The sequence below is a fragment of the Streptomyces sp. NPDC059895 genome (assembly GCF_042731035.1).
Classification (GTDB): Bacteria; Actinomycetota; Actinomycetes; order Streptomycetales; family Streptomycetaceae; genus Streptomyces.
The window spans coordinates 1-13,218 of record NZ_JBHWKO010000046.1; the positions used below are offsets into that span (position 1 = coordinate 1).

At 69.8% G+C, this 13,218-nt stretch carries 9 protein-coding genes and 3 pseudogenes; 7 read left to right on the plus strand and 5 right to left on the minus strand.

The window, feature by feature from the left end:
• Window positions 1-583: 583 nt before the first annotated feature.
• A pseudogene (locus ACFV9M_RS34285) lies at window positions 584-925 on the minus strand (IS5/IS1182 family transposase); the annotation flags it as partial.
• A gap of 335 nt (window positions 926-1,260) precedes the next feature.
• Window positions 1,261-1,830 (minus strand): hypothetical protein, encoded by a 570-nt coding sequence (locus ACFV9M_RS34290; protein WP_385079866.1) that lies wholly within the window; start codon window positions 1,828-1,830, stop codon window positions 1,261-1,263.
• Window positions 1,831-2,595: 765 nt separating this feature from the next.
• Here ACFV9M_RS34290 and ACFV9M_RS34295 point away from each other — a divergent pair.
• The 4 genes from ACFV9M_RS34295 (at window position 2,596) to ACFV9M_RS34310 (ending at window position 5,474) form a co-directional block, all read left to right on the plus strand.
• Window positions 2,596-2,940, plus strand: a complete 345-nt coding sequence (locus tag ACFV9M_RS34295) for a MerR family transcriptional regulator (RefSeq protein ID WP_385077071.1) — start codon at window positions 2,596-2,598, stop codon at window positions 2,938-2,940.
• Between the two features lie 211 nt (window positions 2,941-3,151).
• Window positions 3,152-4,120 carry a hypothetical protein gene (locus tag ACFV9M_RS34300; RefSeq protein WP_385077076.1) on the plus strand — a complete coding sequence of 323 codons (969 nt, stop codon included), beginning with the start codon at window positions 3,152-3,154 and terminating at the stop codon, window positions 4,118-4,120.
• A 276-nt stretch (window positions 4,121-4,396) separates the two neighbouring features.
• Entirely contained in the window at window positions 4,397-4,657 is a 261-nt protein-coding gene (locus ACFV9M_RS34305) for a hypothetical protein (protein WP_385077068.1), read from the plus strand.
• A 424-nt stretch (window positions 4,658-5,081) separates the two neighbouring features.
• Window positions 5,082-5,474, plus strand: a complete 393-nt coding sequence (locus ACFV9M_RS34310) for a hypothetical protein (RefSeq protein WP_385077065.1) — start codon at window positions 5,082-5,084, stop codon at window positions 5,472-5,474.
• Window positions 5,475-6,139: 665 nt separating this feature from the next.
• Here the strand turns inward: ACFV9M_RS34310 and ACFV9M_RS34315 are convergent.
• From ACFV9M_RS34315 to ACFV9M_RS34325, 3 genes and pseudogenes are all read right to left on the minus strand, one after another.
• Window positions 6,140-6,520 (minus strand): annotated as a pseudogene (locus ACFV9M_RS34315) (GyrI-like domain-containing protein); the annotation flags it as partial.
• 150 nt (window positions 6,521-6,670) lie between these two features.
• Window positions 6,671-7,727: pseudogene (locus ACFV9M_RS34320) on the minus strand (ISAs1 family transposase); the annotation flags it as partial.
• A 286-nt stretch (window positions 7,728-8,013) separates the two neighbouring features.
• The gene (locus ACFV9M_RS34325) at window positions 8,014-8,595 is read right to left on the minus strand and encodes a TetR/AcrR family transcriptional regulator (protein WP_385077063.1); all 582 of its coding nucleotides are present in this window, start codon (window positions 8,593-8,595) and stop codon (window positions 8,014-8,016) included.
• 141 nt (window positions 8,596-8,736) lie between these two features.
• Here ACFV9M_RS34325 and ACFV9M_RS34330 point away from each other — a divergent pair, with 141 nt between their 5' ends.
• The 3 genes from ACFV9M_RS34330 to ACFV9M_RS34340 all read left to right on the plus strand — a co-directional run bounded on the left by ACFV9M_RS34330 (window position 8,737) and on the right by ACFV9M_RS34340 (window position 13,187).
• Window positions 8,737-10,239 carry an aldehyde dehydrogenase family protein gene (locus ACFV9M_RS34330; protein ID WP_385077060.1) on the plus strand — a complete coding sequence of 501 codons (1,503 nt, stop codon included), beginning with the start codon at window positions 8,737-8,739 and terminating at the stop codon, window positions 10,237-10,239.
• Window positions 10,240-10,798: 559 nt separating this feature from the next.
• Window positions 10,799-12,136 carry a cytochrome P450 gene (locus tag ACFV9M_RS34335; protein ID WP_385102629.1) on the plus strand — a complete coding sequence of 446 codons (1,338 nt, stop codon included), beginning with the start codon at window positions 10,799-10,801 and terminating at the stop codon, window positions 12,134-12,136.
• Window positions 12,137-12,221: 85 nt separating this feature from the next.
• Entirely contained in the window at window positions 12,222-13,187 is a 966-nt protein-coding gene (locus ACFV9M_RS34340) for a pentalenene synthase (RefSeq protein WP_385077054.1), read from the plus strand.
• The last annotated feature ends 31 nt before the right edge of the window (window positions 13,188-13,218 follow it).

The following is a 13,218-nucleotide window of genomic DNA, read 5'->3' on the forward strand; positions in this document are numbered from 1 at the left end:
CACCTGACTCCCATGGAGCCAGACTGATCACTCGATCACGGAAGGGGTCACTTTTCATCGACCGATAGGGGGTCACGGTTCAAGGAACGGCGACAGGGGGGTGTTCCGGCTGGGTGCCGGAGCAGGGGGCGCGGCAGCTCTGTTGAGGCGGGGGCAGGGCTGCTGGTCGCGGGGCTTCGGTCGGCTACTGCATCCTGGTGAAGCTGCCGGTGTCGACTTCGATGAGGACGTCGAGCTTGACCAGTCGTCTCGGCTTGGCGCGGGTGCCCTCGATGGTCCTGGGCAGCAGCTCGTGGGCGAGGGCATCGCAGACGTCACGGGCCCGTAGCGGGCCGGCGGCTTCGTGGAAGACGGCGAGGATGCGCGGACAGTCCGGGTGCTCGGGCAGGTCCGGCGAGGAGGGCTGGGCCGGGAGACGGTCGGCGAGGGCGGTGATGGTCTTCCGGGTGATCGCGAGGTGCGAGATGGGCCTCGGCCTCCCGCAGTCGGCCCTGCAGTTCGTCGACTGCGTGCGCAGATCGTCGGCCAGGACCCCGGCGGCGTGCTCCTGGACGTCGAGCGCCTCGAGCAGGGGGCTCGACGTTCACGCCCCTACCGCCTGCGCATCGCGCCAGGTGGAAGTGGTCGCGCCGGTCAGACGGCGGACCATGAGGTGGGTCATGGCCCAGTAGACGCGGGAGGCGGAGGAGGCCGGGTGGTGCTCGTGGTCGCGCACCAGACGCCGGTGCAGCATGAGGATCCCGTAGGTCTGCTCGACCCTCCACCGTTTCGGCTGCGGGACGAACCCCTCGTCCTGCGGGTTGCGCTCGACGGTAGCGACGCCGATGCCGAGACCGCTGCCGTGCGTGGCGACCTTGTTCTTGAAGCCCTGGTCCACCAGGGCCTTCTCGACGGTGCCGCCGGCGTGCTCGGCGACCTGGTTGACAGCCCGCGGATGCCCTGAGACACCGACTGGCTGAGGCGCACCGACAGGTCACATGACCCCGTCCAGCCCGTTGTCGTCCGCCGGCAGCGCGCGAGGGACGCCGTGCGGATCTCGGGAACCGGGGCCGTCTGTCCGTCCGCTGCCGGGAGCGCGGCAGCACCCGGCCGCCTGTGCGCACGGCCAGCTGGGTGCGGAAGCCGCCCCAGGCCGGCCCCGCAGCCCACCCGGCCGACAGTGCGGGGCCGGCCGCGGCGAGGGAGCGGACATCGGCTCCGTTCTCGCCGTTCCTGTGGCCGAAGCCTTGGAGCACAGGATCGAGTTCGGCAGGCGGAGCCCTACGACACGAAGGGGGTCGCGGAGCGGGCCCGCTCCCAGATACCCGGAATCTGCTCGACGGGACGCTGCTGCTCACCGTGCAGGGCGTTGAGCACCACCAGGCATCCGGTCAGGGCCGGCACCGCCCACTGCGCGCAGGCGAGCTGCCGTCGGGCCTTGTCGATGTCGATGGGGTGCTTCGCCGCCTTCTCGGTGTCCTCGGGATCGGAGGAGGAGGCCAGCTCGATCTTCTTGCCCAGGACACGGGCGTAGGCGGTGGCGGCCAGGGCTGCGGCGGTGACGACGGTCTTGGCCGTGGTGGAAGCGGCCACGCCCTTCTGGGTGGCGACGCGATGGGCGTTCGCGGCGAGCAGGCCACCGCCGCCGTACAGGTGCGCGCCGATGGCGGCGGCGTTGACCGGCGCCCACTTCGCCCACCCCGACGAAGAGATGCGATCCCTGATCGCCTCCACTCCGCCCTCGTCCTTCGCCGCGCCGTTCAGGCCGACTGCGCCCATCAGCGAGCCGCCGAACCAAGCGGCCAGACCCACATCGTGCAGGCTGCGGATGACGGTGTTGCGTTCGGACATGACAGTGCTCCTTCAAGGGAAACGGGGACAGGCCGATGGGGACTTCGAGCGCTACCCCACCCTCGCCGGACCTCGGCCGCACCGCCATCACGGCTGACCCGGACGGGTGCAAACCACCGGCGAAACGACGAGTCCGACGGGGCTGTGGCCCTGAACGGACCGCAGAGGGCCGGGGGGCTCGGAAGCCGCCGTGCGGGCCGCCTCCGTGCTGTCCATTCGTTGCTACCGCCGCCCTGGACGGCCTGCGCCCGACGCTCCTCGGGTTGGAACCCCACCCCCTGGCATCACCCTTTCGGGCGCAGCTCTGCCAGAAGTCCGGACAGCAGCCGTAGAGAAAATCTGTCGTGGCGAGGGTAGACATTGCCCTGTCGCAGGGCTACTGTTCTGGTTGTAGCCAGGAAGTCGAAGAGGGCGCGGCAGAGACGAACTGCCGTGCATGCACGTCGCAGGACGCAGCCCCACGGGGGCTGCGAGCAGTACCAGCGGTATCCAGCAGTACAACCGAGTAGCCGAAAGTCCGAAAGTAAGGAGCAGACGCCATCAGGATCGCCCGGGCGAGGAAGAAGTCCGCCCGGGTACCGCAGGCCCCGGATTGGAAGGTGGTCCCCGGTCACGCATCCGCGATCCCCGCAGCTCGCCCTTCCGAGGGAAGCCTGCGGAAACAAGAGGCCGGCGCAGTCAGCCGGTAGATGGTGTTGAAAACTCGGGGCCCGGGTGCCGGTACGGCACCCGGGCCCCCGACTCGTCCCCTGGAAGAAGAGGTCTATGCCCCCTCGCAGTACCCGTTCCGTCGCCCCTCTCGACGACGACGACTATCCCGCCTACACGATGGGCCGGGCGGCCGAGATGCTCGGCGCCACCCCCGCCTTCCTCCGCGCCCTCGGCGAACACCGCCTGATCACCCCCCTGCGCTCCGAAGGCGGCCACCGCCGCTACTCCCGCTACCAGTTGCGCATCGCCGCCCGTGCCCGCGAACTCGTCGACCAGGGCACCCCCGTCGAGGCCGCCTGCCGCATCATCATCCTCGAAGACCAGCTAGAAGAAGCCCAACGCATCAACGAGCAACTGCGCGCCCAGGGCGATGCGTCGCAGTCGAAGACCACGGCCTGATCGCAACGCCAGGCAACAGGAAGCCACCGGAGACACACACCCGCTCCTCATCGCACTCCTCCGCACGCGTGAACCCGCAGCAAGCCTGTCTGGCCGGTGCCGGGCGACCCGTATGCGCCCTCGCGTGTTCGATTTTCCGTTCGATAGTCTGGCGGGGGAGGTGGGAGCAGTGAGCGTGGAGAAGGCGTCCGGTGGCGGGGTGTCGTCGGTGATGCATGTGCGCTGCCCGGACCGCTTGCCGGTAGAGGCCTACCGACAGGTCCTGGAAGAGCTCGCCGGCCTGTCGGCGGTCGTACAGGCGCTGCCACCGACGGCGGCGCTGGTGGAGCTGAAGGGCGCCCTGCGCTATCACGGCGCCGACGCCCGCCGCCTCGGCGAGCTCCTGCGGGTGCGGACCCTGTCCCGTCTCGGCGTCGACGTACGGGTGGGCATCGGCCCTACGATCACCGTCGCCGCCACCGCCTCCGCCCAGGTCCCTCACCCCGGCGGCGTCCTGGCCGTCGACCCGGGCCAGGCCGCCGACTGGCTGGCACCGCTGCCGGTGGAGGCCCTGCACGGCATCGGCCCCCGCCAGGCCGAAGCGCTGCACGACTACGGCATCCACCGTGTCGGCCTCCTCGCCGCCGTCGACCCCACGACCGTGCAACGCCTCCTCGGCGGCCGCGCCGGCCGCCAGGCCGCCGACCGGGCCCGCGGCATCGACCCCCGCCCCGTCGTCCCCCGCACCCTGCCCGCCACCGCGACCGTCCGGCGCCCCTTCGACCGGCACGTCGTGGACGGCGCCGACGTCCGCGCCGCCCTCCTCGATCTGGTGGTCCAGCTCGCCCTGCTGCTGCGCCGACGAGGCCAGGCGGCCCGCGCGCTGACACTGACGCTGACCTTCGCCGGGAACTGCAGCTGGGAGAAGACCCGCTGCCTGAAAGAGCCGTCCGCGCACGACGAGGACCTGCGCGTCCTCGCCTACCGGCTGATGGACGCCGCCGGCCTGCAACGCGGCCGCCTCACGCGGATCACTCTGAAGGGCGAGGACCTCATCAGCGCCGACCAGGTCACCCGGCAGATCAGCCTCGACGACGCCCGCGAGGCCCGCCTGGTCGCCGAAGCGGCCGTGGACCGCGTCCGCGACAAGTTCGGCCCGCACGTCATCGGCCCGGCGACCGTCTTCCGCCACGCCTCATGACCTCGGCAGAAGGTTGGCTGTCCGGCCGGTAACAGCACCAGAAGCCGTCGTCCGCGGAAATCCGGGGCCTCCTGCCCACCCCGCGTGGCCGTCCGGGCACCCCGACTCGGCAATTCCCGGCGAGGCGGCACACTGCTCGGGTACGGGCGGGCCACGGCGTACAGGACGTTCCGCAGGCCGGGCAGGGTTTCGCGGTCCTCGCGCCAGACGAGGCGCAGGCTGAGGTCCGGCAGAGGCAGGTCGAGTGGGACCAAGGTGCCGGCATGGAGGCTTTCGGTGACCGCGAAGTGCGGAGCACTCCGGGACGTTGACCAGGAGCCGCTCACGGTCGAGGTCGGCGGGGGACAGCGCGGTACGGCCGGCCAGGGGGCGGGCCGGAGCGGCGACGAGGGCGAGCGGGACCGGGTCGAGATCGATGGAGGCCAGTGGTTCGGCCGGTGCGGTGAGGGTCTTTCCGTGTCGAGGAGGCGGCGTGCCGGCATGCTCACCGGCATCTCGCTGGGCTACTTCATGGTGCTGCTCGGACCCGTTCGGTGACCTGCCCGTGCAGTGACCGCCGCATCGACTGGCCGACCCAGCTGGCCGCGGCAGTGGTGCTGGCGCTGCTCACGGACGCGCTGATCACCGCCGGCGCGCCGGGCCTGGGGCCACACTCTCTGGTCCTCGACGGGACTCGTCATCGCGGTGCTGACATTCGTGCTGCTCGAACGCAGAAGCAAGTCGCCGGTCGTGAACCGGGCCCTGCTGCGGTCGGACCGAGTACGCGCCGGCCTGCTGGCCGCCGCGGTCGCCAACGTCGCCCTGGCCGGGACACTGCCCCTGCTGCCCCTGCTGCCCCTGCTGCCCCTGCTGCTGCAGCGACAACGACACCTGAGCCCTCTCCAGCCGGGCTCGCGTTCCTGCCGCTCACCCTCCCCGCCGGCCCCCCTTCGCCGCCAACCCGCCACTGACCGGCCGGATCATGGCCCGCATCGGCCCGAGGCACCCCGTCCTGGCCGGCCTGGCTCTGCTGACCTGCGGCGGCACGGTCCTCGCCGGCACCGTCTTCGCCGGCACCGTCTTCGCCGAAGGCGCCTACCACTGGCTCGCCCTGGGCCTCCTGCTCACCGGCTTCGGGATCGCCTACGTCCTGCCCGCCCTCGTCGCGGCCGTCATCAGCGCCGCGCCCGACGGCACCGCCGGTGCGGCCGGCGGCCTCCTCAACGCCGTACGTCAGGTCGGCGCCACACTCGGTGTCGCCGGTATGGGCGCCGCCGCAGCCGCCAACACCGTATGGGCACTGATGCTGTCGGCCGGAGCCTGCGCCCTCGCCGGGATCGTCTTCGCGTCAACCCATCCCACTTACTCACCCTGAAATAGCGACGGCCCCTTTCTACAAGCAGGGCCGGTCCCGTCCGGCGGCGACGTTCGGGTGGGCTATGATTGATCTTGAGCTGGTCGACGTGAATTCGTTCGGCTGGTGCTGCGTTGGTGGTCCAAGGAAAGACGTCCCGCTTCCTGCGGGGAGATGCAGGTGCAAGGCCTGCCCAGCGCTCGATCATGGAGCCCGGCCGTGAAGTGCGCGGCCGGGCTCCGCCGTTTCCCGGAGCCGGGATGACTTCGACGCCCCAGCGCATGCGGGCCGACGCGGTGAGGCGGTGGCGCGGGGCCTCCGAGTACGAAACCCGCTCGCCCCCCCGTCGAACGGCCCCGCCGGCAGCGGCAGGTCGCCACCACCGGCGGGACCACGACCGATCCCTTCCGTGATCCGCCGGAGATCGCACGGCCCGGAGATCAGCGGGATCAGGAGTGGTGGGAACGGCTCCTGATCGTCCCCGAGCCGTTCCTGGGCAGCAGCTGCATGGCGAAGACTTCGGTCGCCGTACTAGGGTGTCGGCCTGGCTGACGGCATCTCCGGCTGCGAGTGCATGGGCAGTGTGGGTGTGGTGTCGGGTGGGTCGGTGGCGAGGTCGCCTTCCATGTCGACCCAGGTGTCGTTCCATGCGTGGCCGTGTTCGGGGCCTCGCTGCCAGGTGTGTGTCACCCGGCCTTGCGGGTCGCGGGCGAACACCGACGGGGCACCGTTGGGGCTGAGGACCACTGATGGGTCGCCTGCGAGCCGTCCTGCGACAGCCGGGTCCGCAGGATCTCGGGTCCCGGCCGGCTCCGGTACGGATTGGACGGGAACCACTGCGTGAACACGTCCCGCCAGAGGTACTGGAGCGTCTGCGGGAACGGACCGGAGCTCTCGAAGACCGCCCACGTCCCGGCCGGCACGGTGAGCGCATCCATGTCCTCGGGCACGGCGGCGTCGGTCACCACCCTGTGGTAGTAGTCGAGTTCGGTTCCTTCCGCCCGACTCGGGTCGAGGTTCTCACTCACCCCTACGATTCCCTGCGGCTCCTGATCAGACAGGCTCTGCATGCGCTGCGGCCGCCTCGATCCGCCGATCAAGGTGGCACTCGATGTGCTCCATGGCCTGGTTCAGCCGCTCCAGCACCCCGGCCTCCTTCGCTTTCGATCACTCACGGTAGGAAGGACCCACCCTGCCGGACCCGGCACCCTGTGCCCGAGGACGCGGTGGCGTTCGTTGTGGGCCCGGCGTCCGGCGGCGGTGTTGACGTATCCGGCGAGCTTGAGCGCGCTGCGGATCAGGTCGCGGACGGCGGCGAGTACGGCGGGCGTGTTGCGGGTTCTGACCTGGGACTTGTCCTCGCCGAAGACGACATCACGCACCCAGTGCACGGTGTTCTCCACGGTCCAGTGCCCGCGGGCCCAGGCGGCGATCTCGGCGGCGTCGGCCTGTTCAGCGGGCAGGTCGGTGATGGCGTAGACGGTCTCGCTGGGACCACTTCTTCGCCCCGTAGAGGCGGCGTCTGCGCTGGATGCGCAGGACCTGGCGGGCGTTGGGGAAGAGCAGGCTGTCGACGGTGACGACCTGCACCAGACGCTGCTCGTGGCGGCCGTGGCCGACGGTGTCGTCCCGGTGGATCACGGGGATCTTTTTCCAGGGCAGCCGGTGGAGTTGGCGGGCCTGATCGCGTTGATTGTTTTTGATCGTGAGGAGGTAGTGGGCGCCGCGCTGGCGCAGGTAGGCGGCGTGGGCGTGCTGGGCGTGCAGGGCATCGGCGGTGATGACCGCCCCGGCGAGGTCCACGTCGTCGATCTGGTCGAGCAGGGGCGCGAACTCGGGGATCTCATTCGTCTTCGCGCCGATCTCACGCGAGGCCAGGGTGATGCCGTCTCCGTGGCGGACCGCGGAGAGCACAGAAACCCGGCTGCCGTCACGGCGTCTTGCACCGCGCAGGCACTTGCCGTCCACCGCGATCGCCTGGCGTCTGCGACGCAGTGGACTGTCCTGGGCGGCAGCCTGGTGGGCCCGGCGCTGCTCGCGCTCCGGGCCGCTGTCGGGCATCAGCGGCGCGGGAACCACGCGCTGGTCAGGAAGCAGGGGCTTCAGGTAGGCGAATCCGGCCGCGGTGAGCTCGGCCGGATCGAGGCGTGACAGCACGCTGCGCAAGGTCTTCTCGCTCGGTACCCGGTAGCGGCCCAGGAGAGGGTGGTAAGGCAGGCCGAAGACGGCCGGTTCCTCAGGCGCCGCCCGCCGGCACCATTCCGCTGCCGCGGTCTGATCCACGCTCAGGCCCGTCCTACGCACTTCACCGGCAGACCCGGGCGAGTCGCCCTCGCGCAACAACTGGAGGACGAGGTCGAGCTTCGGCGCCGAAGTTCGACAAGACCGACTACCCCGAGCGCCATGCCGCCGAGGGGATCAATCATCTCAAGCGCCAACGGGCCGTGGTCATGAGATACGAGCATCAAGCCCGCCATCCGTTACGAGGCGACCGTGCTGGTCGCAGTCCTCAGCGAGTGGCTGTGCCCAGCACCTTCCCAACAGGCCTTGGAGCACTCGCTCATGGCTTGGCGGGTCCGGGTGTGGGCGGGCGCAGGCCGTCCAGCATGATGCGGATCAGGGCGCCGGGGAAGTCCGGGTGGTTGTCGACGGTGTTGAGGGCGACCAGGCCGTCAAGAATTTGTCCGAGAGAGACGTCGTCGCGTACTTCTCCGCTGCGTTGCGCGGCGAGGAACAGGGGCTCGCCAGCTGTGATCGTGCGGGATCGGCTGTCCCGGAGCACGACAGGGGTGTCGCTGGCCGATTCGGCGAGGAGCAGGGATGCGAGCGGCCCTTTGCGGGCGCCGTTGGCATGGAAGCGCATGAGCCAGGCGAAGAACGCTTCACCGGGTGTTTCGCCTGTGACGTGCTCGGCGGCTTCACATATGTCATCGACCGCGTGGCGGAAGAGTTCTTCCACCAGTTCGAGCCTGCCCGGGAAATTGCGGTAGAGCGTGGCCATGCCGACACCGGCGCGTCTGGCGATCTCGGCCATCGACGGCGCGGCGCCCGGCGCAGCGAAGGCCTCGCGGGCCACCGCGATGATCTTCGCTCGGTTGCGCTCGGCGTCGGCACGCCGGACGGAGGCGGCGTCACCGCTCATGGCAGATCCCTCCTTCCTTGGTTGTCCCAGCATAGCGGATAGCCTTCTCACTTAGGTTTGCGAAACGGACTGCCTATCCGTTACGTTAATTGGACAGGCAATCCGGTTGGGTCGGATCTGCTGTTCAGGAGAGGAATGACCATGACTGGATCTGCGAGCGCCCCGCCCGTCGCCGAGGCCGCCCGGCGCGACGTCCCCACGTTCGTGCGGGCCGGCGACCGGACGATGTGGATCGACGGCCGACCCGCGGCCGCGGTCTCCGGGAAGACCCTGCCCAACACCGATCCGGTCACCGAGCAGCCGCTGGCGAGCGTGCCGCGCGGCGAGGCGGCCGACGTCGACGCCGCGGTCAAGGCCGCACGCAGGGCGTTCACCGATCCTGCCTGGGCCGACATGAGCCCCGACCGGCGCGGCCAGATCCTCAACCAGATCGCCGACGTCATCGAGGAGCACGCCGACGAGTTGGCCACCATCGACTCCGTCAACATGGGCGCTCCCCGCTTTCTGACCGGACACATGCTGACCGAGGCGAGTGAGGTCTTCCGCTACTACGCGGGCTGGCCCACCAAGCTGTCCGGCGTGAGCGTTCCCGCAGGCAACGACCGCGTGGCCTACACCCGCAAGGAGCCGCTCGGCATCGTCGGCATCATCTGGGGCTGGAACGGGCCGATGGGCCAACTGCCCGGCAAGCTCGCTCCGGCACTCGCCGCCGGCAACACCGTCGTCCTCAAGCCGGCCGAGACCGCCTCGCTGAGCACGCTGCGGCTGGCCGAGCTGCTGGCCGCCACCGACCTGCCCGCCGGCGTCATCAACGTCGTAACCGGTCTGGGTTCCGAGGCGGGTCAGGCCCTGGTCGCGCACCCCGGCGTCGCCAAGATCGCCTTCACGGGATCGACCGCGACCGGCAAGGGGGTGCAGCGCCTGGCCACCGACACGCTCAAGCGCGTCACCCTCGAACTCGGCGGCAAGTCGCCGTCGGTCGTCTTCGCCGACGCCGACCTCGACGTCGCGGCCCGCGGCGTGGCGGCCGGCTTCCTGGGCAACGCCGGGCAGGCCTGCGTCGCCGGATCGCGTGTGTTCGTCGAGGAGAGTATCCGCGACGAGTTCGTCAAGAAGCTGCTCCAGACCATGGAGGCCTTCACCCCGGGCGACCCCCTGGCCCAGGGCACGCTGGTGGGTCCGCTGTCCACCAAGGCGCAGTTCGACCGCGTCAGCTCCTACCTCGACATCGCCCGGCAGGAGGGCGCGAACGTGGTGACCGGTGGTGGACGCTTCGGCGATCATGGCTACTTCTTCGCCCCGACCCTGCTCGACGACGTCCGTCCCGACATGCGCGTGGTACGCGAGGAGATCTTCGGCCCGGTCGGCGTGCTGACGACCTTCACCGACATCGACGACGCGATCGCCCAGGCGAATGACACCAGCTACGGGCTGGCCGCCTCGGTCTGGACGACGAACCTCACCACCGCGCACCGCATGGCCGCGGCCATCGAGGCCGGCACCGTCTGGGTGAACACCTGGGCCGAGATGAGCACCGGCAACCTGCCCTTCGGCGGGTACAAGCAGTCCGGTCTGGGACGCGAAGGCGGCCTGGAAGGCCTGGACACCTACACCCAGGTCAAGACCGTCCGCATCGCGCTGTGAAGACACCACCCCGCCGCCACGCGAGGTGCGGTGCCTGAACCGGATGCCTGCGACGCGGGCGGCCCCTCACGCGACGGGCCGCCCGCGCCTCGTCAGTCCCCTCGTGACGGTCGGTCCCGCACCGACGTACGCCGCCGACATCAACCAGCACAAGTTTGGACGAGTCAGGCAAACGCCGGGGCCTTGGTCGTGGCTGGAAGTCTGTTCATGGAGCGACGACATCGAGGTGACGTTGGCCGCCGCGCGGCACTGGCTGAGGACACGCTCCTGATCCCGAACGGCCGGGGGCCAGCGGGTCTCCGCACCGGCCGACATGCTTCGGAGTGCCGGGGCCGTCCATGGCAGCATGCCCGACGGCTTCGGGCTGAATTCTGAAGGAATTCACCTCCTTCGGCTCAAAACACTCCGGCCGTGCATTTTCAGCCGAACCCTTGACCTCTCCTGAGGTGGCGGACGATGATCACGGTGCACCGCGGATGAGCGAACTTTCCAAGAACGAGCGACTTTTCGAGCTCACGTTTCAGGGAGGTGCAGGGCTGTGCGTTCCATCACCGCTCCAGTGGAGGCGCCCATCGCGCCGGGCCGCTTTCCCTTACTCGGTCACCTGCCGCAGTTGGCCGTCAAACGGGTTGACTTCCTGCGATCGGTCAGGGCGCAGGGCGACATCGTCAGGATATTCCTCGGAAATCGGCCGGTGTTCGTCCTGAACTCACCGGAGGCCGTCCACGACGTTCTCGTGACGCAGAGCAGGAGATTCGGCAAAGGGCTGCTGTTCGACATCGCGCGGCCTTTCATCGGGAACGGCATCATCACGTCCGAGCGGGATTTCCACCGGCGTCAACGGCGCGCGCTCCAGCCCGCTTTCCACCGTGACAGCATCGCCGCGTGCGTCGGCACGATGACCGGCATCGCCGAGGAACAGGTATCGGCCTGGAGGCCGGGCGAGGTGATCGCCATGGACCTGGTGATGCGTCGGATGATGACGGTCATGCTCGTCGCGACCCTGTTCAGCACCGAGCGCCCGGACGGCGCCGCAGCCGTGGCCGAGCTGGGGGAGCGCGTCGCCGAGCACCTGACCACGGTGATGCGCGGAGTCTTCGTGGGCACCGTTCTGCCCGCGCCGATCGCCTCCTCGCCCGCGCTGGGACACCGCAAGTACCTGTCCGCGGCCGCAGCGCTGCGCGAACTCGCGGACACCGCTGTCCGGCAGGCTCGGCAGGACCGCACCGACCGCGGCGACCTGCTGTCGATCATGTTCGCCGGGACTCCCGGGAATCCGCAGGGGATGACCGACGCGGAGGCCCGCGACGAGCTGCTCTCCCTGCTCATGGCCGGTGCCGAAACCACGTCGACCACCCTGTCCTGGGCGCTCCACGAACTCGGCCGGCGCCCGGAGATCACCGCACGGATCAAGGCCGAGTGCGACGCGCTGCCCGCCGGCGACCTGCCCGGCGCGGCTGCGCTTCCCTTCACCGACCGGTTCCTCCGGGAGGTGCTCCGCCTGCATCAGCCCAACTGGCTGCTCATGCGGCGCGCTCTGGAGCCGGTGCGGGTCTGCGGTGTCGAGCTCCCGCAGGGGGCCGAGCTGATCTACAGCGCGGTGACGATGCACCGTGACCCGGCGTACTTCCCGGATCCCCTGCGATTCGACCCGGACCGCTGGCTCAGCCCTACCCAGAAGGATCTTCCACCGGGCGCCTACGTTCCGTTCGCCCTCGGCAACCGGAAGTGCATCGGGGACCACTTCGCGATGACCGAGATGCTGGTCGTCCTCCGCTCGATCGTCTCGCGGTGGCGACCGCAGCCGGTCGAGCGGCGCCGGGTCCGGCCGGTGGTCCAAGCGCTGATCCGGCCCAACGAGCTGCCCATGCGCGTCTCGCCCTGGCCGACCCGTTGAACCGGACCCGCTTGTGGAGGTGAGACACACCATGACATCGACGGCAGAGCCGTCCGTGCCCGTGCCCATACCCATACCCGTGCCCGTGCCTGTGACCGAGAACAGCCCCGGGGCCCCGGCCTCGGTTCCCGTCCCCTTTCCCCGCCGGACCAGTCCGGACTTCCGAGCCGCTCACGACCGCCACCTCGCCTGGCCGAAGTCCTTCGGCTTCCTGTCCTCGCAAGCGGAGGAGGCCCACCACCTCAAGGGCCAGTACCCGCTGATCGCGGCCATGTTCTATCCGAACGCGACCGGAAACGAACTGGACCTGGGAGTCGACCAGCAGAGCTGGTACTTCCTGTTCGACGACGCGCTCGACGAACAGTGGGGCCGGTCGCCCGAGCGGGTCCGCCACCTCGTCCAACTCGTCAAGGAAGGCACCACCGGCGAGGCGTCCCCGTTGCCCCTGGCCAGTGCATTCGCCGACATGCGACGACGCAGCTGCCAGGACATGCCCGAGGACTGGATCCAGCGATCGGCAGCCCACTGGTCCTCCTACCTCGACCACCATGTCCACGAGGTGCGCAGCCGGCAGGCCGACACGCCCCTGTCTCTGAGCACGTACCTGCGCGTCCGGCGCCACACCATCGGCGTGGCACCGGTCATCGACCTCGCCGAGCGCCTGTCCTCGTGCGTCCTCCCGGACCACCTGTACGCGCTACCGCACCTGTCGATCATGCGCGAGATGACGAAGACGTTCATCATCTGCGACAACGACGTCGTCTCCCTGGACAAGGACGCGGCACTGGGGGAGCGGAACAACCTCGTGCTCTGCCTGGAACGGGAACACGGGCTCTCCCGGCCGGAAGCGATCAAGAGGGTTCTGCGCCGTCAGAGCGAAGCCCTGGAACTGTTCACCAACGCCCACCGAGCCCTTCTCGGTGCAACAGCCACGAGCCACCTCGACCCGGCCGAACGCGACCTGCTGCAGCGCTACTGCACGGAGGCACTGCAGACCACCATCCGCGGCGCCTACGACTGGCACCACGCCTCCACCCGGTACCGCGTGTAGGCCGGCGCTCGCGATCACGACAGGACGGCGT

Excerpts from the sequence above, each read along its gene's own strand:
- ACFV9M_RS34310 (WP_385077065.1), top strand. The coding sequence starts at position 5,082 with ATGGCCCGCATCGGCCCGAGGCACCCCGTCCTGGCCGGCCTGGCTCTG.
- ACFV9M_RS34325 (WP_385077063.1), bottom strand. The coding sequence starts at position 8,595 with ATGAGCGGTGACGCCGCCTCCGTCCGGCGTGCCGACGCCGAGCGCAAC.
- ACFV9M_RS34290 (WP_385079866.1), bottom strand. The coding sequence starts at position 1,830 with ATGTCCGAACGCAACACCGTCATCCGCAGCCTGCACGATGTGGGTCTG.
- ACFV9M_RS34330 (WP_385077060.1), top strand. The coding sequence starts at position 8,737 with ATGACTGGATCTGCGAGCGCCCCGCCCGTCGCCGAGGCCGCCCGGCGC.
- ACFV9M_RS34295 (WP_385077071.1), top strand. The coding sequence starts at position 2,596 with ATGCCCCCTCGCAGTACCCGTTCCGTCGCCCCTCTCGACGACGACGAC.
- ACFV9M_RS34300 (WP_385077076.1), top strand. The coding sequence starts at position 3,152 with ATGCATGTGCGCTGCCCGGACCGCTTGCCGGTAGAGGCCTACCGACAG.